General features: G+C 71.1%; 17 protein-coding genes. 7 read left to right on the top strand and 10 right to left on the bottom strand.

Features of this window, described 5'->3' with window-relative positions; all coding sequences use genetic code 11:
- The 3 genes from NYZ98_RS37745 to NYZ98_RS37735 form a co-directional block, all read right to left on the bottom strand.
- A partial coding sequence (locus tag NYZ98_RS37745) for a TadA family conjugal transfer-associated ATPase (protein ID WP_262849579.1) occupies window positions 1-1,130 on the bottom strand: 1,130 nt, incomplete at its 3' end.
- A gap of 388 nt (window positions 1,131-1,518) precedes the next feature.
- Window positions 1,519-2,559, bottom strand: a complete 1,041-nt coding sequence (ssd, locus tag NYZ98_RS37740) for a septum site-determining protein Ssd (protein WP_262849576.1) — start codon at window positions 2,557-2,559, stop codon at window positions 1,519-1,521.
- Window positions 2,560-4,051: 1,492 nt separating this feature from the next.
- Window positions 4,052-4,933 carry a Fic family protein gene (locus tag NYZ98_RS37735; RefSeq protein ID WP_262849574.1) on the bottom strand — a complete coding sequence of 294 codons (882 nt, stop codon included), beginning with the start codon at window positions 4,931-4,933 and terminating at the stop codon, window positions 4,052-4,054.
- Between the two features lie 639 nt (window positions 4,934-5,572).
- On the opposite strand from NYZ98_RS37735, the gene acs reads away from it, so the two are divergent.
- From acs to NYZ98_RS37715, 4 genes are all read left to right on the top strand, one after another.
- Window positions 5,573-7,549 (top strand): acetate--CoA ligase, encoded by a 1,977-nt coding sequence (gene acs / locus NYZ98_RS37730; RefSeq protein ID WP_262849571.1) that lies wholly within the window; start codon window positions 5,573-5,575, stop codon window positions 7,547-7,549.
- A gap of 397 nt (window positions 7,550-7,946) precedes the next feature.
- A complete protein-coding gene (locus NYZ98_RS37725) occupies window positions 7,947-8,438 on the top strand; it encodes a phage holin family protein (protein ID WP_262849569.1) in 492 nt (163 codons plus the stop codon).
- A gap of 8 nt (window positions 8,439-8,446) precedes the next feature.
- Window positions 8,447-9,373, top strand: coding sequence for an alpha/beta fold hydrolase (locus NYZ98_RS37720; RefSeq protein ID WP_262849567.1), 927 nt, complete (start codon window positions 8,447-8,449; stop codon window positions 9,371-9,373).
- On the top strand, window positions 9,370-9,969 hold the full coding sequence (locus tag NYZ98_RS37715; protein ID WP_262849565.1) for a DUF309 domain-containing protein: 600 nt from the start codon (window positions 9,370-9,372) through the stop codon (window positions 9,967-9,969). Before NYZ98_RS37720 ends, NYZ98_RS37715 begins: the two co-directional genes overlap by 4 nt.
- 43 nt (window positions 9,970-10,012) lie before the next feature.
- On the opposite strand, the gene NYZ98_RS37710 is transcribed toward NYZ98_RS37715, so the two are convergent.
- Window positions 10,013-11,203 carry a MarP family serine protease gene (locus tag NYZ98_RS37710; RefSeq protein ID WP_262849563.1) on the bottom strand — a complete coding sequence of 397 codons (1,191 nt, stop codon included), beginning with the start codon at window positions 11,201-11,203 and terminating at the stop codon, window positions 10,013-10,015.
- A 484-nt stretch (window positions 11,204-11,687) separates the two neighbouring features.
- Here NYZ98_RS37710 and NYZ98_RS37705 point away from each other — a divergent pair, with 484 nt between their 5' ends.
- Complete coding sequence (locus tag NYZ98_RS37705; protein ID WP_262849561.1) at window positions 11,688-12,191, top strand: HEAT repeat domain-containing protein; 504 nt, start codon at window positions 11,688-11,690, stop codon at window positions 12,189-12,191.
- A gap of 46 nt (window positions 12,192-12,237) precedes the next feature.
- On the opposite strand, the gene NYZ98_RS37700 is transcribed toward NYZ98_RS37705, so the two are convergent.
- Window positions 12,238-12,888: an NUDIX hydrolase gene (locus NYZ98_RS37700; protein WP_262849559.1), complete on the bottom strand. Its 651-nt coding sequence runs from the start codon at window positions 12,886-12,888 to the stop codon at window positions 12,238-12,240.
- 169 nt (window positions 12,889-13,057) lie between these two features.
- Window positions 13,058-13,777 (bottom strand): endonuclease III, encoded by a 720-nt coding sequence (gene nth / locus NYZ98_RS37695; protein ID WP_380707378.1) that lies wholly within the window; start codon window positions 13,775-13,777, stop codon window positions 13,058-13,060.
- Between the two features lie 129 nt (window positions 13,778-13,906).
- Here nth and NYZ98_RS37690 point away from each other — a divergent pair, with 129 nt between their 5' ends.
- Window positions 13,907-14,587 (top strand): Crp/Fnr family transcriptional regulator, encoded by a 681-nt coding sequence (locus NYZ98_RS37690; RefSeq protein WP_262849557.1) that lies wholly within the window; start codon window positions 13,907-13,909, stop codon window positions 14,585-14,587.
- Between the two features lie 36 nt (window positions 14,588-14,623).
- Here NYZ98_RS37690 and NYZ98_RS37685 read toward each other — a convergent pair whose 3' ends face one another.
- The 4 genes from NYZ98_RS37685 to NYZ98_RS37670 are packed head-to-tail and all read right to left on the bottom strand — an operon-like array spanning window position 14,624 to window position 16,945.
- Window positions 14,624-15,421, bottom strand: coding sequence for an MBL fold metallo-hydrolase (locus tag NYZ98_RS37685; RefSeq protein WP_262849555.1), 798 nt, complete (start codon window positions 15,419-15,421; stop codon window positions 14,624-14,626).
- Window positions 15,418-16,278, bottom strand: coding sequence for an NUDIX hydrolase (locus tag NYZ98_RS37680; protein WP_262849552.1), 861 nt, complete (start codon window positions 16,276-16,278; stop codon window positions 15,418-15,420). Before NYZ98_RS37680 ends, NYZ98_RS37685 begins: the two co-directional genes overlap by 4 nt.
- A gap of 53 nt (window positions 16,279-16,331) precedes the next feature.
- Window positions 16,332-16,793: a RidA family protein gene (locus tag NYZ98_RS37675; RefSeq protein ID WP_262849549.1), complete on the bottom strand. Its 462-nt coding sequence runs from the start codon at window positions 16,791-16,793 to the stop codon at window positions 16,332-16,334.
- Window positions 16,790-16,945, bottom strand: a complete 156-nt coding sequence (locus NYZ98_RS37670; protein ID WP_262849547.1) for a DUF4177 domain-containing protein — start codon at window positions 16,943-16,945, stop codon at window positions 16,790-16,792. The genes NYZ98_RS37675 and NYZ98_RS37670 overlap by 4 nt, the downstream gene beginning before the upstream one ends.
- Before the next feature lie 163 nt (window positions 16,946-17,108).
- Between NYZ98_RS37670 and NYZ98_RS37665 the strand changes: the two genes are divergently transcribed.
- Window positions 17,109-18,113, top strand: coding sequence for an ArsA-related P-loop ATPase (locus NYZ98_RS37665; protein WP_262849544.1), 1,005 nt, complete (start codon window positions 17,109-17,111; stop codon window positions 18,111-18,113).
- The last annotated feature ends 32 nt before the right edge of the window (window positions 18,114-18,145 follow it).

The following is an 18,145-nucleotide window of genomic DNA, read 5'->3' as shown; positions in this document are numbered from 1 at the left end:
GGGGCGTGGGTCAGGAGGGTGGGGAGGGCGGGGCCGGGGCGCGGGGGGCCTAGGGCGGGGAAGGTGAGGGCGGGGACCATGCGGACCAGGCCTGAGGGCTCGCGTTCCATCAGGCAGATCTCCGCGACCCGGCGCCGCCCGCCGCCGGGGTCGCGGACCACGTGGATCACCGCGTCGAGGGCCGCCGCCATCTGGCTGTGGACGGCCTCCCGGGTCAGCCCGGCCGCGCAGGCCAGTGCCTCCAGGCGCGCGGGCACGTCGGCGGGATTGTTGGCGTGCAGGGTGCCACAGCCGCCCTCATGGCCGGTGTTCAAGGCGTTCAACATCTCGACAACCTCGGCTCCGCGAACCTCTCCCACGACCAGCCTGTCGGGTCGCATGCGAAGGGCCTGGCGGACGAGGTCGCGCAGGCCGACCCCGCCGGCGCCCTCCAGGTTGGGCGGCCTGGTCTCCAGGCGGACGACGTGTGGATGGAGGGGGCGGAGCTCGGAGGAGTCCTCCACGAGGAGCAACCGCTCGCAGGGAGCGGCCAGGGACAGGAGAGCGGACAGGAGTGTGGTCTTCCCTGTGCCGGTGCCGCCGGTGACCAGGAAGGCCAGCCGGGCGGTGACCATCGCGCGGAGGGCGGTGCCGCCTTCGCCCGGTACCAGCTCGTCCAGGGTGAAGGTCCTGCGAGGCGGGAGCCGGAGGGACAGGCACGTGCCTTCGGGGGCCACCGGGGGCAGGACCGCGTGTAGTCGCACGCCGCCTGACAGCCGGGCGTCGACATAGGGACAGGCGTCGTCCAGGCGTCTGCCCGCGGCTGCGGCCAGCCGTTGGGCGAGGCGCCGGACCTCATCGTCGCTGGAGAACACCACTGATGTGCGGCGCAGGCCCTGCCCGTCGTCGACCCACACCTCGCGGGCGCCGTTGACGAGGACGTCCGTGACCTCCGGCTCGGCGAGGAGGGGTTCCAGCGGCCCGGCGCCGATCAGGTCCGCGCGCAGGGCGCGGGCCACCGCGAGGATCTCGGCGTCGCCCAAGACGGCGCGCTCGGCCCGGAGCGCGGCTGCCACCTGCGCTGCGGACGGCTCCGCGCCGATCCGGGCGAGGCGCACCCGGACGGCCTCCACGAGCTCTGGGGACACCATCGCCCGGTTCATTGGGTGTCCAGTGCGCGAAGGAACTCGGCGCAGAAACGGCCGAGAAGCGTGCGGACGGCCTCCACGAGTCCTGGGGGCACCATCGCCCGGTTCATCGGCTCTCCAGTGCGCGAAGGAACTCGGCGCAGAAACGGCCGAGAAGCGTGCGGACGGCCTCCACGAGTCCTGGGGGCACCATCGCCCGGTTCATCGGCTCTCCAGCGCGCGAAGGAACTCGGCGCAGAAGCGGCCGAGGGGCGTGGGGGCGGCCTCCATGAGCTCTGGGGGCACCATCGCCCGGTTCACCGGCTCTCCAGCGTGCGGAGGAACTCGGCGCAGAAGCGGCCGAGGGGCGTGGGGGCGGCCTCCATGAGCTCTGGGGGCACCATCGCCCGGTTCACCGGCTCTCCAGCGTGCGGAGGAACTCGGCGCAGAAGCGGCCGAGGGGTGTGCGGTCGCCGAGTGGGGGTGCGTCTCCTCGGTTCAGGACCTCAGCTAGACCTCGCTGGTCAGACAGGACTCCGGCGCACGGCACTCCGAGGGAGGTGGAGATCACGTCAGGATGGAGGGCGCCGTCGCGGACCACCAGTCCAAGCGCCGAGGTGTGACGCCGGAGCTCGATCAGGACCTGGGACGCGGCGAGCACTCCCCGGACGTCCGCCGGTACGAGGAGCAGCGTCGAGGCCGCTCGCGACAGCGCCTCGGCGGCGGCGGGGCCGACGTGCCGGGGGACATCGACGACGACCAGATCGCATCCCCGGTGGGCCGCCTCGAGGACGGCCCTCATCGCCTCCGGGGGGATGGGGGGCGACTCGCCCCGATGCCAGGACAGCACGGTCAGCTCGCCCATGGTGGGGAGGACCTCCTGCAGGGCGGTGAAGCTCACCCGGCCCTCCCTTTCGGCGACGTCGGGCCAGCGGGCGCCGGTGGCCCGTTCCTGGCCGAGGACGACGTCGATGCCACCGCCCAGCGGATCGGCGTCCACCAGCAGGGCCCGCAGGCCGCGACGGGAGCCCGCCAGGGCGAGGGACGCGGCGAGCACGCTGGCCCCCGACCCTCCTCTACCGCCGATGACACAAACCGTGTGACCGGCTCTGACCACTGGTTCTGAGGCCTCGGCGAACTCGTCGACCAGCCGTCTTTCGGCTGCCGGCAGTTCCAGGACGGCCTGGGCGCCGACGGCCACGCATCTTCGCCACACCGCCGGATCCTCTGGGGCACGAGTGACGAGGAGCACTCCTTGTCGTGGGGGCGGGCCGCTCGCGGCCAGCGCGTCCGCCGCGTCGGCGCCCACGACGACCAGTGGAGCCCGTCTCCAGTAGGGCCGGGCGTGGGTCGCCGCATGGGCGACGTCGATCTCCACACCGGCGGCGGCCGCGACCCGGAGGAGGTCGTCGAGCAGATCCTGGTCTTCGGTGATCACCAGCGGACGGTTCACGGAGGGCCTCCTTGTCAGGGGAGACCCACCTTGCGAAATCTCGCGGTGGGTGCGTGACACCGAACCAGGTTCTGGGGATAACTCGGCAGGCGAGCGGCGGGCGAGCGGGCCTGTTCCCGGGCTTCGGCTTCTCAAGTGGATAGAGCCGAGGGAGTGGACCGGGTGCACCGGGATGGACCGGGATGGACCGGGCGCGAGTGCACCGATCGTCAGCGGTGCTCCAACCGATCGTCATGCCCATGCGCACCGATTGCCGGGAGCCGTACTCCTGCCGATCGCCGTCAGCCCTGCTACCACCGGCCCCGCCTCGGGGTCGTACCGATCAGCGGCGTGTGGTGTGCCGTGGTCGGGTTGATCGGCCGTGAGGTGAGGAGCGCGGGGGAGGACCGCTGAGGGGGCCGGCTCGGTTCGGAGGGGAGAGGGGGCTTCTTAGCGGTGGGGAGAAGGAGGCTTTCTTGGGGAGCGGGAAGGCCGGGGTTGGAAGGGCCGCCCGAAGAAAAAGGGCGACCCCCGCCGGGGGGGGAGAGCGGGGGTCGCCAACCGGTCCGGCTCCGGGGGGGTAGAGCCGGTCCCGTTTTAGGAAGAAAGCTTTCGCCGATGTCCGAAGCCGTGCAAGGGAGTGACAAAAGTTACCCAAGCGCGTTCGCCTCAGTCATACAGACACCAACGTATGGTGCCCGATGAACTCAAGTTCCGTCGAGGAGCAATCTCTGATTTTCACTAGTTTTTTTTTCACGGTAGCGGAGCGGCTACTGGAAGTGCCCGAGAAACGGTCTCTCGCTTCTCATCACCCTCGGTGATCGGGGCGGTTTTCACATCTGATGTCAGGAACGCCGGAAGGCCCTACCTCACAGGGGCTGCGGACTCTCCCTGGTTGGCGTCCGCTTCGGCGTCCGGCCCGTCCACGACTCAGTAAAGGTCTTGCTCTAGGGGGTTCCCATCAGGCCGGATCCGACGTAGAAAGGTTTCACGGACCGAGTGTCCGGGTGCGACCGCCGGGCACCCACGCGCGACCAGCCGCGGGAGGCGCGTCGAGGCGGGCTTGACCCGTCCGACGATTATTAGGTGCACGCTTGGTAACCCGGTGTGGCGTACTGGCGACGGCGTCCCCTCGCAGGGACGCCGTTCGCTTGTGCGTGGTGGTTCGCCATTCAGGGTCTTCTTGGTGACAATTTCCTGTCTTTACGGCTATATGCCGTAGACTTTGGCGTTGATTGACGATGGCGCCGCAATATTTCCCGTCTTCCGTCGGCGGATGCTCGCAGGGTGCGGAGACAAAGGGAAGCGGACAGGCGTCTTGGCCGAAAACGGAGTTCCCGCGCTGAGGAGCCCCCCGAGCGAGGCCCCTCGGGGGAAGAAAGTTGGTACTCCCGGGGCGGCGCACGCAGGAGACGTCACTGCCGAACTCGGGCTTGGAGCCTTACGGGCGGATCTCAGGCCCGGCCTCGTCGTGCTGGATCTCTGGCGCGGGCGTCGTCAGGCGAGTGTGGGTTCAGCCGCGTTGGAGTGCTTCGCAGATCGCGAGAGTTTCGCGGGCGCCCAGCTCGACGGCGGTGGCGCAGTGGCGTACCCAGCCCGAGACGCCCTCGGCGGTCCCCTTCAGGTACCCACGCAGGCTCTCCGCGTAGGCGTCTCCCAGGGCGGCGTGGCCCACTTCGACCACCACCAGGGACTTCGGGTCCAGCCCGAACTCGACGAGCGTGAGCCGCTCGGCGGCCCTCGCCACCAGGCCGTCCGCTGTCCCGAAGGGGCGCAGGACGACGAGTTCGGCGTGGACGATGGCGGCGAGGAGCAGCGCGGGGGCCTTCGAGGGAGTGGTGATCAAGGTCACCAGCGAGGCGATGCGAGCGGCGGCGGCCTCGGCCCCGGGGGCGGGCCCGATCCCGAGCAGGTCGGACGTGGCCGCGCCCGTCCGGGGTCGTCCCAGCAGGTCGGACGCCCCCGCACGCGGCCCGCCGGACGGGGCGGCGCCCGGCACGTCGGACATCGCCGTGCCCAGCACGTCATCTGCGGTCGAACCGGGCGCGGGCGCGCCCAGGAGGTCGGCGGCGGCGAGGGCGTGGAGGCGGGCGAGTACCTGGCGGGGTGCCGTACGCCAGGTCGGTCCCAGCCTTCCCACCTCGGAGGACGCGCGCAAGGCTCCCTGCGCGACCGGGGACCCGGCCGCTCCGGACCGGAACGACTCCAGGGAGATGTCGGCGCCTTCCAGCGCCGCCGAGGCGCGTGCGCCGCGGAGGGCGGACTCGGCCGACACCTCTGGTCCGCGACGGCGCAGCACGCGGTGCCCGTACAGCCGGTCGACCGCGGCGCGGGCATCCTGGACGGCCTCGGAGACGCCGGGAAGCCCGGCGATGACGGCCAGTGGATCGCTCACGCCTCATGACCTTACTCATGACCGGCGCGCCGGCTCACAGGCGTGGTCCCCGTTCCCACCCTGGGCGTACGCGTGGGCGGTACCGCCCCGAACTCCACGCCCCGGGCGTACGCGTGTGTGACGACCGGGTGTGCTGGCGGACCGGTCGTCACGCCGCACGCCTGGGGCGTACGCGTGTGTGATCGGGAGGTGCGGTCGCGGCGGGTGCCTACCGGCGAGTACGATCCGGCGGAGCGGCGCCGCGCGTCCCGTCCCGGTGGGTGAAGGTCAACACAGGGTCAAGGCGGGTTGTGAGGATGTTCACAGGAAGTGGCGATCGTTCAGGACGGCTTCAGGAGGCGGTCAAGAGTTGGGCGAGCCGATGGCCGCCGGCGAATGCGGGATGACCGTTCGGCGCGTGGTTCCCGCCGTTCATCGAACGCGGGCTAATACCTCTCTGGCGCTCGCCGCATTTATTGTTGGATACCATTTCCGCATCGAATCCGCAGCTTTTGTGACTGTCTGTTAAGTCGGTTGTGAACCACTTCAGGCCGATCACCCACGGGTCCCGCCGGTAAGGCCCCCTCTTGTCCCCGCCGCCCCCCGCCTGGTGAAGTGGGACCCAGCCCAATCGAGCCAGGCCATCTGAAGGAGTACGTTGTGGCCCCGGAAACCCCTGGTCGCAAGACCCAGGAGACGCTGTCGAACCTGCTGAACGAGACCCGGCGCTTCGCCCCACCGGCGGACCTAGCGGCGGCCGCGAACATCACGGCCGACGCCTACGACGAGGCGGCCGACGATCGTCTCGGCTTCTGGGAGCGGGCGGCCGACCGGCTGAGCTGGGGACGGCGCTGGGACACGACCCTTGAGTGGAACCCGCCCTTCGCCAAGTGGTTCACGGGCGGCACGCTCAACGTCGCGTACAACTGCGTGGACCGGCACGTCGAGGCCGGGCTCGGGGACAAGGTCGCGTTCCACTGGGAGGGCGAGCCCGAGGGTGACACCCGCACGCTCACCTACTCCGACCTGCTGCGCGAGGTGAGCAAGGCCGCCAACGCCCTGACGGAGCTGGGCGTGGGCAAGGGCGACCGGGTCGCGATCTACATGCCGATGATCCCCGAGCTGCCGATCGCCATGCTGGCGTGCGCGCGCGTCGGCGCGATCCACTCGGTCGTCTTCGGCGGGTTCTCGGCCACCGCGCTCAGCGGCCGCATCCAGGACGCCGACGCCAAGCTCGTGATCACCTCGGACGGCGGGTTCCGCCGGGGCGCGCCGAGCGCGCTCAAGCCGACCGTGGACGAGGCCGTCGCCCAGTGCCCCGGCATCGAGCACGTCCTCGTCGTGCGCCGGACCGGCCAGGACGTCCAGCAGACCGAGAAGGACGTCTGGTGGCACGACCTGGTCGAGCGGCAGAGCGCCGAGCACGCGCCCGCGCAGCACGACGCCGAGGACCCCCTCTACATCCTGTACACCAGCGGCACGACCGGCAGGCCGAAGGGCATCCTGCACACGACCGGCGGCTACCTCACGCAGGTCGCCTGGACGCACAACGCGATCTTCGACCTCAAGCCGGAGTCCGACGTCTACTGGTGCACCGCCGACATCGGCTGGGTCACCGGTCACTCCTACATCGTGTACGGCCCGCTGGCCAACGGCGCGACCAGCGTGATCTACGAGGGCACTCCGGACACCCCGCACCGGGGACGTTTCTGGGAGATCGTGCAGAAGTACGGCGTGACGCTCCTCTACACCGCGCCCACCGCGATCCGTACGTTCATGAAGTGGGGCGACGACATCCCCGCGAAGTACGACATGTCCAGCCTGCGGGTGCTCGGCTCCGTCGGTGAGCCGATCAACCCCGAGGCGTACGTCTGGTACCGCGAGCACATCGGCGCGAACCGCTGCCCGGTCGTGGACACCTGGTGGCAGACCGAGACCGGCGCCATCATGATCAGCCCGCTGCCGGGGGTGACGGCCGGCAAGCCCGGCGCCGCGATGCGCCCGCTGCCCGGCATCTCCGCCGACGTCGTGGACGACCAGGGCGAGTCGGTGCCCGACGGTGGCGGCGGCTTCCTCGTGATCCGCGAACCGTGGCCGTCGATGCTGCGCGGCATCTGGGGCGACGACAAGCGTTACGTCGAGACGTACTGGTCGCGCTTCGAGGGGATGTACTTCCCCGGTGACGGCGCCAAGCGGGACCAGGACGGCGACCTGTGGCTGCTCGGCCGGGTCGACGACGTGATGCTGGTGTCGGGTCACAACATCTCCACCACCGAGGTGGAGTCGGCGCTGGTGTCCCACCCGAAGGTCGCCGAGGCGGCCGTCGTGGGCGCCACCGACCCGATCACCGGCCAGGCGATCGTGGCCTTCGTCATCCTGCGCGGCAACGCCGAGGAGAACGCGGACATCGCCAAGGACCTGCGCGCCCACGTGTCCACGGCGCTTGGCCCCATCGCCAAGCCGCGCCAGATCCTGGTCGTGCCCGAGCTGCCCAAGACCCGCTCGGGCAAGATCATGCGCCGGCTGCTCCGCGACGTGGCCGAGAACCGCAGCATCGGCGACGTCACCACCCTGGCCGACAGTTCGGTGATGAACCTGATCTCCGAGAAGCTCCCCTCGGCCCCCGGCGAGGACTGACCGGCACACCGCCGGCCGGCGTTGAAAGGCGTGGATCCGCCGGTGGATCCACGCCTTTCCCACCATCCGCACCGTCTCGCCACGCCTCGTCCGCCCCGGGCGGAAGCCATCCGGAACGCGAAAACGCCGACGTCGCGCCGCACCCGGCAGGACCGCGGCGCGATCACGGTCACTACTCTTGGCAGGGGCACGCCGGGCGCGTGTCCCCCAGACGTTCACCGGGCCGGTCGCCGCATCGGCGCGGGACAGGAAGACCGAGGTGGCGCGAACAGGCGGCGACCCGCGAAGGTAGGCAGACGACGCACGCGTCCGACCCCACAGGCCGAGCCGAGAGGCGCGCCGATGAGCACCATCCCGCAGGATGGACCCGTCCGGAAATTGCGATAGGAGAGCAGACATGGCCGCTCCGCCCGAGGAGGAGTCCCTAGGCGCCCTCGTCGCCCAGGCGAGTCACCATATTTCCACCCTGATCCGCTCGGAGATCGAGCTGGCGAAGGCCGAGCTCAAGTTCGACGCGAAACGGGTCGGCACGGCGGCCGGGCTCTTCGGCGTGGCCGCGTTCATGCTCCACCTGTGCCTGATCCTGGCCTCGTTCGCCATCGCCTACGGCCTGGTCCAGATCGGCATGATGCAGTGGCTGGCCTTCACGATCGTGACCGCGTTCTACCTGGTGGTGGCGCTGCTGCTCGCCTTCGTCGGCTACCGGCGCCTCAAGGGCCTGACCGGCATGAAACGCACCACCCGGAGCCTGCGGAACCTCAAGGAGATCGCCAAGGGCGACGAGGACGAGATCACGCCTGAGCCGTATATTCCCACGGCGGGCATGGTGGGCCAGCATCACGTACCGGTCACCGGTCCCGATCCCGGGCATCCGAGCCCTCGGCCGTGAGCCACACCATGAGCGCGCGTCCCGACGAGTCGCTGGCCCGGATCCCGGGTCCCTGGACCCACCGTTCCGTCCACGCGGGGAACGGCATGTTCCACATCGTGGAGGCCGGCGAGGGGCCGCTGGTGCTGCTGCTGCACGGCTTCCCGCAGTTCTGGTGGACCTGGCGCCACCAGCTCGTGTCCCTGCGCGAGGCCGGCTACCGGGTCGTCGCGGTCGACCTGCGGGGATATGGGGCGAGCGACAAACCGCCCCGGGGGTACGACCTGCCGGCGCTCGCGGGGAACATGTGCGGCCTGATCCGGGCGCTCGGCGAGACGTGCGGGGTCGTGGTCGGCCACGACTGGGGCGGCCTGATCGCCTGGACGATGGGCGTGATGGACCCCAAGGCGGTGCGCCGCCTGGTCACGGTGTCGGCCCCGCATCCGCTGCGGCTCCGCCAGGCGATGCTGACCGGTCCTTCGTCCCAGCTCAAGGCGGGACGGCACCTTCTGGAGTTCCAGCTTCCCTGGCTTCCGGAGCGGCGGCTGACCAAGAACGGCGCCGCGCGCGTCGGCGCGCTCCTGGACGCCTGGTCGGGCCCGGAGTGGCCGCCGGAGGACGTCTCCGGCACCTACCGCGACGTGTTCCGCATCCCCACGGTCGCCCACTGCGCGCTGGAGTACCACCGCTGGTTCATCCGCTCGCGGTTCCGGCCGGACGGGATGCGCTACCGGCGGCTGATGCGCGGCGAGATCGGGATGCCCACATTGCAGATGCACGGCTCGCTCGACTCGTTCACGCTGCCGCGCACGGCCCAGGGGTCCAGCAGGTACGTCGCCGCGCCGTACCGCTGGCGGCTGATCGAGGGCTCCGGGCACTACCCGCACGAGGAGCGTCCCGACGTCTTCGACGAGGAGCTGCTCAGCTGGCTCGCCGACGCCGAACCCGACCGATGAACGGACGACCCGCGCCCCGCGACGGTGACCCCGCCGAATCGCCCGCGTCCCAGGACCGCGAGCCCGCCGTACCGCCCACGTCCTGGGACCCTGAGCCCGCTGTACCGCCCGCGTCCCGGGACCGTGATCCCGCCGGACGGCCGCGCAACGCCCGTCCCCGGGACGCGCTTGGCCGTCCGCTGCCCATGGGCGCCGCAGGGGTGGAGCGCGTGCCGGACGACTACGCGCCCAGCGTGGACCAGGCCATGGCGGACGCGGTCCGGTACCTCGCCGAGGAGCGGCCGTTCCACGCCCACGAAGTGCTGGAAGGGCGGTGGAAGACCGGCCCGGCGGAGGAGCGCGAGCTGTGGCAGGGCCTCGCGCAGATCTGCGTCGGCCTGACCCACGTCCAGCGCGGCAACGCCAAGGGCGCGGCCACCCTGCTCGCCCGGGGGGCGGCCGGCGTCGCGCGGTACGGCTCGCGCGGCGGGCCGGGCGCGGTGCGTCCCTTCGACCTCGACGCGGTCGTGCGCGTCGCCCGCGAGCTGGCCACCGACCCCTCCCCCGACCCCACGACGGGGATCGCACGGGTCAGGGACGCCCTCGGGACGGCCTGACCGAACGCCTCAGGACGACCCGACCTCCCAAGACAAGGCCCGGCTAGTCGCAGTCCTGGGTGTCGACGCGGGCCAGCGCCCCGCTGCCGTCGTCGGCGTCCGGACGCACCTCGGCCGCGGTCAGCGCGTACCCCGTGTCCGGCTGGTCGGTCGCCGCCGCGAAGATCACGCCGTAGACCTGGCCGGAGGGGGTGAGCAGGGGCCCGCCCGAGTTCCCCGCCTGCACCAGCCCGCGGATGGCGTACACCTCGCGGGTGACGGTCCTGCGCGAGTAGATGTCCGACGCCTTGGCGTTCTGCTTGATGCGGATGCGGGCCGGTTTGGTGGTGAAGCCCTTCCCCTTGGGGAACCCGGCGATGATCGCGTCGTCCTGGCCTTCGGCGGTGTAGTCGAACTTCAGGGGTGTCACGTCCAGGTCAGGGACGTACAGGATGGCGATGTCCCGTTCGGGGTTGTAGAGCACGACCTGGGCGTCATGCCCGACGCGGTTCTCGTCGGTGATCCTCAGCTCCTGGGTGACCCCGGCGACCACGTGGGCGTTGGTCATGATGCGGTGCGGGGCGTAGACGAAGCCGGTGCCCTCGATGCGCTTGCGGCAGGCGGGCGCCGTGCCCTGGACCTTGACGATCGCCCGGCGGGCTTTCTGCAACTGGGGGCCCTTGACCACGCTCGCGTCCGGCGGCGGCACGTCGACGAACTGGCCGCCGCCGATGGCGTTGAACACCTGCGGGAACTCCGAGGTGTCCACGAACTTCTTGAAGGACAGCCGCCAGTCCTTGGCCTTCTCGGGCATCGCCGCGTCGACGGTCTGCAGGAGCAGCGAGCCGTTGGTCTGCTGGCGTAGCCACGGAAAGGGGGCCACCGACAGCAGCGATCCGATCAGCCAGGCGATGACCAGGACCGACAGCGCGCTGGTGAACGTGCCGCCGAGCGCGTCGACCGTGCGCGCGGGCTCCCACGTGACATGGCTGCGGACGACCGCGCCGATCGTGCTGGACGCGAACTGGCCGACCACCGCCGCCAGAAAAACGATCACGATCGCGAGCAGCGCCTGCTCGGTGGACGCGCTGACGACCGCGTGCGCGATCGGCGGCGCGATCAGCACCCCGAGGAAACCTCCCCCGACGAAACCGAGGAAGCTGAAGGCCCCGATGATGAAGCCCTGCCGGTAGCCGGAAACAGCAAAGGCAATCACGAGAACAATCAGGATGAAATCGAGGAGATCGCCGCTCACGCTTCAACGGTATCCAGCGCGGCCTCAAGCCGTGCACCCGTTGGCTCGATATCGTGGCGGCATGGTACCGATCGGGGGGTCGAACGACGGGCGCACGGACGGTCAGCCCGGCGCGGGCGCGCACACCGCCGGCCGCTCTTCCGGGAGCACCGGGACCGGTCACGGGCCCGTCCCGGAAAAATCCACCGAGCCAGGACATGAGGGGATTAACACCCTGACCTCGGGAAATGTACGCGGCGCCGCTCGGGCGGGCGCGCGGGGACCGGATCCGTCCGGCACGCGGGAGGCGGTCCGCGAGAGCGATCGGGAAGCCCGGACGCCGGACGCGGCACGCGGACGAACCCGGGGAAACGTGCTCGAATCGACACCCGGCACGATCGACGAAGATTCCTTAGAAAGTCCCCGTCCGGACGAACCGGGCGAACCCGGCGCCGGCCACCGCCGGTGGGCCAGCACGAACCCCGACACCGCTCACGTGCTCGGCATGCGCACCGTCCCCGAACTGATCGCGATCGCGCTGGCCGACGAGGACCCCGACGGCACGATCAGGTGGAAGGCCACGGCCGTCCTGCACACGAGAGGCGACCTGGAGACCTTCACCGAGGCCAGGCGGCTCTGCGCGAGCGATTCGGCCGAGGAGCGGGTGCTCGGCGTCGACATCCTCGGGGAGCTGGGCTCGCCCCAGCGGCCCTTCATCGACAAGACGCTGTCGGTCCTGCGCTACCTGGCCGCGAGCGACGACGACATCCGGGTGCTGCACGCCGTCCTGATCGCGTTCGGGCACCTGCGCGACCCGAGGGCGCTGCCGTCGGTGATCGACCTGGCCGCCCACGAGAACCCGACCGTGCGGTACGGGGCCGCGTACGCGCTGTCCCACGTCCTCGGCCGCCCGGCCGACCCGGCAGGGCTCGCGGCGCTCCGGCGGCTGGCCAGGGACCCCGACGACGACGTGGCCGACTGGGCGGCACTCGGGCTGATCCTCCCCTGAGCCCCGCCGCCGACGTGATCCCGTGGCCCGGCCGGCGATCGCGGGGTCAGCGCCGGGCCAGACGCAGGACCTCCGGGGGCACGTCCTCGATGCGGTCGTCGTCCCAGGGACGTTCGAACCCGCCGCGCGCCAGCACGTCGTTCAGCACGCCCGCCGTGAACCCCCAGACGAGCATGCCGCGCACCCGGAACGCGGGCCCGGCCGCGTAACCGCCGGGAAAGCGCAGCCGCAGGCGGTTGACCGGGTCGACGAGCTCGGCGATCGGGACGCGCGCCACCGCCTCGACCTCGTCAGGGGAGGCGGCGTGCACCGCGCACGGCGTGTGCCACCAGCCCAGCACGGGCGTCACCCGGTTGTCGCTGCGCCAGATGTACAGCTCGGGCAGAGTGCCGACCACGTGGACCCCCAGGGGGTCGAGGCCGGTCTCCTCCTTGGCCTCGCGGAGCGCGGCGCCCACGGGCCCGCCGTCGCCGGGATCCACCCCGCCTCCGGGGAACGCCGGCTGGCCCGCGTGGTTGCGCCCCTTGGAGCTGCGCTGGATGAGCAGGACGTCGGGCCCCTCGGGCGACTCGCCGAACAGCAGGAGGACCGCCGCCGAACGCCCGGCCCCGTCGGGGGGACGCAGCGGCGCGGGGACGGGATGGTGGACGGCGCCGGCCGCGAGGTCGGTCAGCCAGCGGGGGGCGGGAGCGGTCATGCGATACCTCCTGGGGGAAGCAACATCGGCGGCATCCGGCTGCTTCCCGAGCGCCCGGCCCGTCAGGCGCTCGCGTCCTTCGAGATCACGTCCGCCAGGGAAACCACGGCGGTCACGAGCCCGGCACGGGAGGGACTCCCCGGGGCGTCCGGGAAACCAAAGAGGCTGGTCACGAGAACGGGCCGGAGCGGACGAGCTTCGCGGCCTGGGCCGGGTCGGTCGGCCCCTCGCCGTACGCGGGGCAGAGGCTCGCGAGCGGGCACACGCCGCACGCGGGCCTGCGCGCGTGGCAGATGCGGCGGCCGTGCCAGATCATGTAGTGGGACATCTGCGTCCACTCGCTCTTGGGGATCAGATCACCGACGGCATGCTCGATTTTGACCGGGTCGACCTCGGTGGTCCAGCCGAAGCGCCGGGTGAGCCGCTGGAAGTGGGTGTCCACCGTGATCCCGGGCACGTCGAAGGCGTTGCCGAGCACCACGTTGGCGGTCTTCCTGCCCACTCCCGGCAGGGTCACGAGATCTTTGAGCTTGCCGGGCACCTCGCCGCCGTAGCGGTCGCACAGGGCCTGGGCCATCCCCATGATGCTGTTGGTCTTGGCCCGGAAGAAGCCGGTCGACCGGATGATCTCCTCCAGTTCGGCCCGATCGGCGCCTGCATAGTCAGCAGGAGTCCGGTATTTAGCAAAAAGTACTGGAGTAACCAGGTTCACCCTTTTGTCCGTACACTGCGCGGAGAGGATCGTTGCGACCAGAAGCTCCAGCGGGGTGCCGAAGTCGAGTTCGCAATGGGCGTCGGGGTAGGTTTCCGCCAGGATTCGGGTCATTCGTCGAGCTCGGCGCACCAAGGCGAGCCGGGACTCCCCAGCGGAGGTCACTTTGCGGGGCACCCCGACAGCCTACGCGGACGGGCTCCATGAGACCTGGTTGGTGCGGTACGTCACAATGTCTAGCAGCGAGCGCGATCCCAGGTGTGGCGCACGCAGCCGTGCTGGCGCGACCTGGAGCGAGGAGGCACCGTGAGTACCGACGACGTGCTGGGTAGGGCCCCTTTGTTCTCCGCGCTCGACCGGGAGAGCGCCGCCGCGCTGCGTACGGGCATCTCCGAGGTGGAGCTCCACAAGGGGCAGAACCTCTTCAGCGAGGGCGAGACCGGCGACCGGCTCTACGTCGTGCTGACCGGCAAGATCAAACTGATCCGCACCGCGCCCGACGGCCGGGAGAACCTCCTCAGCGTGCTCGGCCCCAGCGAGATGTTCGGCGAGCTGTCCCTGTTCGACCCGCGCCCCCGCACCGCCAGCGCCATCGCCCTGACGGACGTGCGGCTGGCCGGATTAGGCCACGACGACCTGCGTCCGTGGCTCACCGGACGCCCCGAGGTCGCCCTGCACCTGCTCCGGGCCCTCGCGCAGCGGCTGCGCCGCACCAACGACGTGATGGCGGACCTGGTCTTCACCGACGTGCCCGGCCGCGTGGGCAAGGCGCTGCTCGACCTCGCCGAGCGCTTCGGGCAGAAGACCGAGGACGGCCTGCGGGTGCATCACGACCTCACCCAGGAGGAGCTGGCCCAGTACGTCGGCGCCTCGCGGGAGACGGTCAACAAGGCGCTCGCCGACTTCGCCCAGCGCGGCTGGCTCCGCATCGAGGCCAAGGCCGTCGTCATCATGGACGCCGACCGCCTCTACAACCGCTCGCGGTAAGCGGACCACCGGGCCGAGACCCAGGCCGCCGGCCCGTCACCGCCCGTCGAGATAGGCGATCTGGGCGCGTACCGACATCTCGGCCGCCGGCCACAGCTCCTCGGGAACCTCCGCGTACACGACCGCGACGATCTCCTTCGGCGTGGTCGCGCCCTCGCGCCGAGCCTGCCTGATCTGGTCGAGACGCTCGCGGCGGTGGGCGATGTACCCGTCCAGCGCCTCGATCGGCCGGGGCAGCACCGGCCCGTGGCCCGGCAGCAGGGCCGTGGCCGCCATGATCTCGGCACTCGCCCGCAGCAGGTCGAGGCTGCGCAGGTAGTCCGCGAGGTCACCGTCGGGCGCGATCACCGTCGTGCCCCGGCCGAGGATCGTGTCGCCGGTCAGCATGGCCCCGTCCCCCGGCAGCCAGAAGCACAGGGAGTCGAAGGAGTGCCCCGGTGTGCCGACGACCCTCAGTTCCACCTCGCCGGCCGTGACGACGTCGCCGTCCGCCAGCCCCTCGTCCCCGAGGACGTGCCGTGGGTCGAGGGCGCGTACATGGGCGCGCGTCATCTCGGCGAACCGCTTGGCCCCGCCGCTGTGGTCGTGGTGCCCGTGCGTGAGCAGGATCGCCGCGACCCGCCGGCCGCCGAGGTGCCCGGCCACCCGCCGGAGGTGGTCCTCGTCGTCGGGACCGGGGTCCACGACGATCACGTCCGCCGCGCCGGGCTCGCCGATGATCCAGGTGTTCGTCCCGTCCAGGGTCATCGGCGAGGCGTTGGGCGCCAGCACGTTGGTCGCCCGCGCCGTACCCGATCCGTCCGGACCGTCCAGAGGAATTCGCAGACCGCTCATGGCATTCGGTAGTCCTCGTCAGGTAGGACCAGCCACATCTCGCCGTCCACCTCGGCGGCGCGGGGCTGGAAGGTCACGATCTCCCGTTCGCAGGCCATCACGGCGTCGACGGTGCCATACCCCGCGAGCTCGGTCAGCGTGCGGAAGGTCGGGGGCATCAGCAGGATGCGTCCCTCGCCGCCCCGGCCGAGCGCCTCGGCGGGGCGAAGCCAGGCGACCTCGTCGGCCTCCCCGCCCACGTCACGGGTGCGCTGGCCGGGCGGCATCGCCGCCACGAAGAAGCGGGTGTCGAACCGCTTGGGCTCGATGTCCGGCGTGATCCAGTGGGCCCACGGCCGCAGCAGGTCGGCCCGCAGGACCAGGCCCCGGCGGTTCAGGAACTCCGCGAGCGACAGCCGCCGGTCGATCAGCGCCTCGCGGTCGGCCTCCCAGTCGCCGCCCGTGGTGTCGGCGACGACCGTGTCCGGGCTCGGCCCGGCGAGCAGCACCCCGGACTCCTCGAAGGTCTCCCGGACGGCGGCGCAGACGAGCCCGCGGGCGGTGTTCGCGTCCGCGCCGAAGACGCGGCCCCAGGTCTCGGGCCCCGGCCCGGCCCAGGCGACCGCCTGGTCGGCGTCGCGCGGGTCCACCGACCCGCCGGGGAAGACGTACGCTCCGGCCGCGAACGACATGCTCGCCGCCCGCCGGAGCATGTAGACCTCCAGCGCCCCGGCGTCGCCGAGCCCGCCGTCCGTATCGTGGACATCGCGCATCAGCACGACGGTCGCGGCATCCCTGGCGGGCACGGGCGCGAGCCGGCCCGAGAGGATCGCACGGGCGCGCTCACCGAACTCGCCGGGCAGAGGGATGCCGTTCATGCCACCTCCATGATCCAACCGAACAGAGCTCGGCTGGACCATGGTGCCACGGTTCAGCGCACTTCGGCGATGAGCTCGACCTCGACGGGGGCGTCCAGCGGCAGCGACGCCACCCCGACGGCGCTGCGGGCGTGCCGGCCGGCGTCACCGAAGATCTCGCCCAGCAGCTCGCTCGCCCCGTTGACGACCTGCGGCTGACCGGTGAAGTCGGGCGTGGAGGCGACGAACCCGACGACCTTGACGATGCGCACGATCTGCGACAGGCCGCCGGCGACCGACGCCACGGCCGCGAGGGCGTTCAGCGCGCAGACGCGGGCCAGGTCCTTGGCCTGCTCGGCGGTCACCTCGGCGCCGGCCTTGCCGGTGGCCAGGAGCTTGCCCTCGACCATCGGGAGCTGGCCGGAGGTGTAGACGTGGTTCCCGGTGCGCACCGCGGGCACGTAGGCGGCCAGGGGGCGCACGACCTCGGGAAGGGTCAGCCCCAGCTCCGCCAGGCGCTCCTCGGGTGTGCTCATTCCTTCTCCCGCTTCATGTAGGCGACGAGCTGCTCGGGGTTCGGCCCCGGGACCACCGTGACGAGCTCCCAGCCGTCCTGACCCCAGTTGTCGAGAATCTGCTTTGTGGCGTGGGTCAGCAGGGGGACCGTCGAATATTCGTAGCGCTTCATGGTGGCACTTTAGGGGAGGGATCACCGCGGGCGTGCCTGACCCTCGGACGTCCGCCGGCGGGACTGATCAATATGGACCCTAGATGGCTTATGTGGTGGTACAGACCTGCTTTGCACTGGTCGCCGGTGAATCACCAAGTGACCGTTGGGTAGCCTTCGGAACGTGAGTGCTCGCGACACCGACTGGGACGGCGTACGGCTCCATGTCGTGACCGGCAAGGGTGGCACCGGCAAGACGACCGTGGCTGCCTCCCTGGCCCTCGCCCTGGCGGCGGGCGGCCGGAAGGTGCTGCTCGTCGAGGTCGAGGCCCGCCAGGGCATCGCCCAGGTCTTCGACATCCCTCCCCTGCCCTACGAGGAGCGGAAGATCGCCGTGGCGCCGGGCGGCGGCGACGTGTACGCGCTCGCCATCGACCCCGAAGAGGCCATGCTCGAATACGTGGAGATGTTCTACGGGATGAAACGGGCGGGCCGGGCGCTCAACAAGATCGGCCTGGTGGACTTCGCGACGACCATCGCCCCCGGCCTGCGGGACGTGCTGGTCACCGGCAAGACCAGCGAGGCCGTGCGGCGCCGCGACGGGTCCGGCAGGCGGGTCTACGACGCCGTCGTCATGGACGCGCCGCCCACCGGCCGGATCACCCGGTTTCTCAACGTGACGTCCGAGGTGGCGGGCCTCGCCCGCATCGGCCCGGTCAAGAACCACGCCGACCTGGTCCGCGGCGTCGTGGCCTCGCCGGAGACCGCTGTGCATTTCGTCACCCTTCTTGAGGAGATGCCGGTCCAGGAGACGCTGGACGGCGTCAAGAGCCTCCGGGCCGCCAAGCTGCCCGTGGGCGGGATCTTCATCAACATGGTCCGCCCCGAGCTGCTGCCCGCCGCGACCATCGCGGCCGCCATGAAGGACGACTTCGACCTCGGGGAGCTCGCGCTCGGCCTCAAGGCCGCCGGGCTCGCCGACGGCGCCGCCGACGCGACCTCGATCGCCGAGGCCCTCGCGGAGGAGATCTCCGAGCACGCCCACCGCACCCGCCTGGAGCGCCGCGAGAAGCGGGCGCTCGCGGAGGCGAAGGTCCCGCACTACGAGCTGCCGTTGCTGGCCGACGGCGCCGATCTGACCGGACTGTACGAGCTGGCGGAAACGATCCGTTCCCAGGGAGCAGCGTGACGGGCCACAAGGGCGACACCCCCCGCAAACCG

The sequence above is a fragment of the Sphaerisporangium corydalis genome, from assembly GCF_025506355.1.
In the GTDB taxonomy this organism is placed as follows: Bacteria; Actinomycetota; Actinomycetes; order Streptosporangiales; family Streptosporangiaceae; genus Sphaerisporangium; species Sphaerisporangium corydalis.
Note: the sequence above shows the minus strand (reverse complement) of the source record. Positions and strands in the feature narration are given on the sequence as shown.

Bases quoted from the DNA above. Each gene is read 5' to 3' on its own strand.
- NYZ98_RS37720 (WP_262849567.1), top strand. From the start codon at position 8,447: ATGAGCGCGCGTCCCGACGAGTCGCTGGCCCGGATCCCGGGTCCCTGG.
- NYZ98_RS37705 (WP_262849561.1), top strand. From the start codon at position 11,688: ATGCGCACCGTCCCCGAACTGATCGCGATCGCGCTGGCCGACGAGGAC.
- NYZ98_RS37680 (WP_262849552.1), bottom strand. From the start codon at position 16,278: ATGAACGGCATCCCTCTGCCCGGCGAGTTCGGTGAGCGCGCCCGTGCG.
- NYZ98_RS37675 (WP_262849549.1), bottom strand. From the start codon at position 16,793: ATGAGCACACCCGAGGAGCGCCTGGCGGAGCTGGGGCTGACCCTTCCC.
- NYZ98_RS37725 (WP_262849569.1), top strand. From the start codon at position 7,947: ATGGCCGCTCCGCCCGAGGAGGAGTCCCTAGGCGCCCTCGTCGCCCAG.
- NYZ98_RS37700 (WP_262849559.1), bottom strand. From the start codon at position 12,888: ATGACCGCTCCCGCCCCCCGCTGGCTGACCGACCTCGCGGCCGGCGCC.
- NYZ98_RS37670 (WP_262849547.1), bottom strand. From the start codon at position 16,945: ATGAAGCGCTACGAATATTCGACGGTCCCCCTGCTGACCCACGCCACA.
- NYZ98_RS37715 (WP_262849565.1), top strand. From the start codon at position 9,370: ATGAACGGACGACCCGCGCCCCGCGACGGTGACCCCGCCGAATCGCCC.
- NYZ98_RS37685 (WP_262849555.1), bottom strand. From the start codon at position 15,421: ATGAGCGGTCTGCGAATTCCTCTGGACGGTCCGGACGGATCGGGTACG.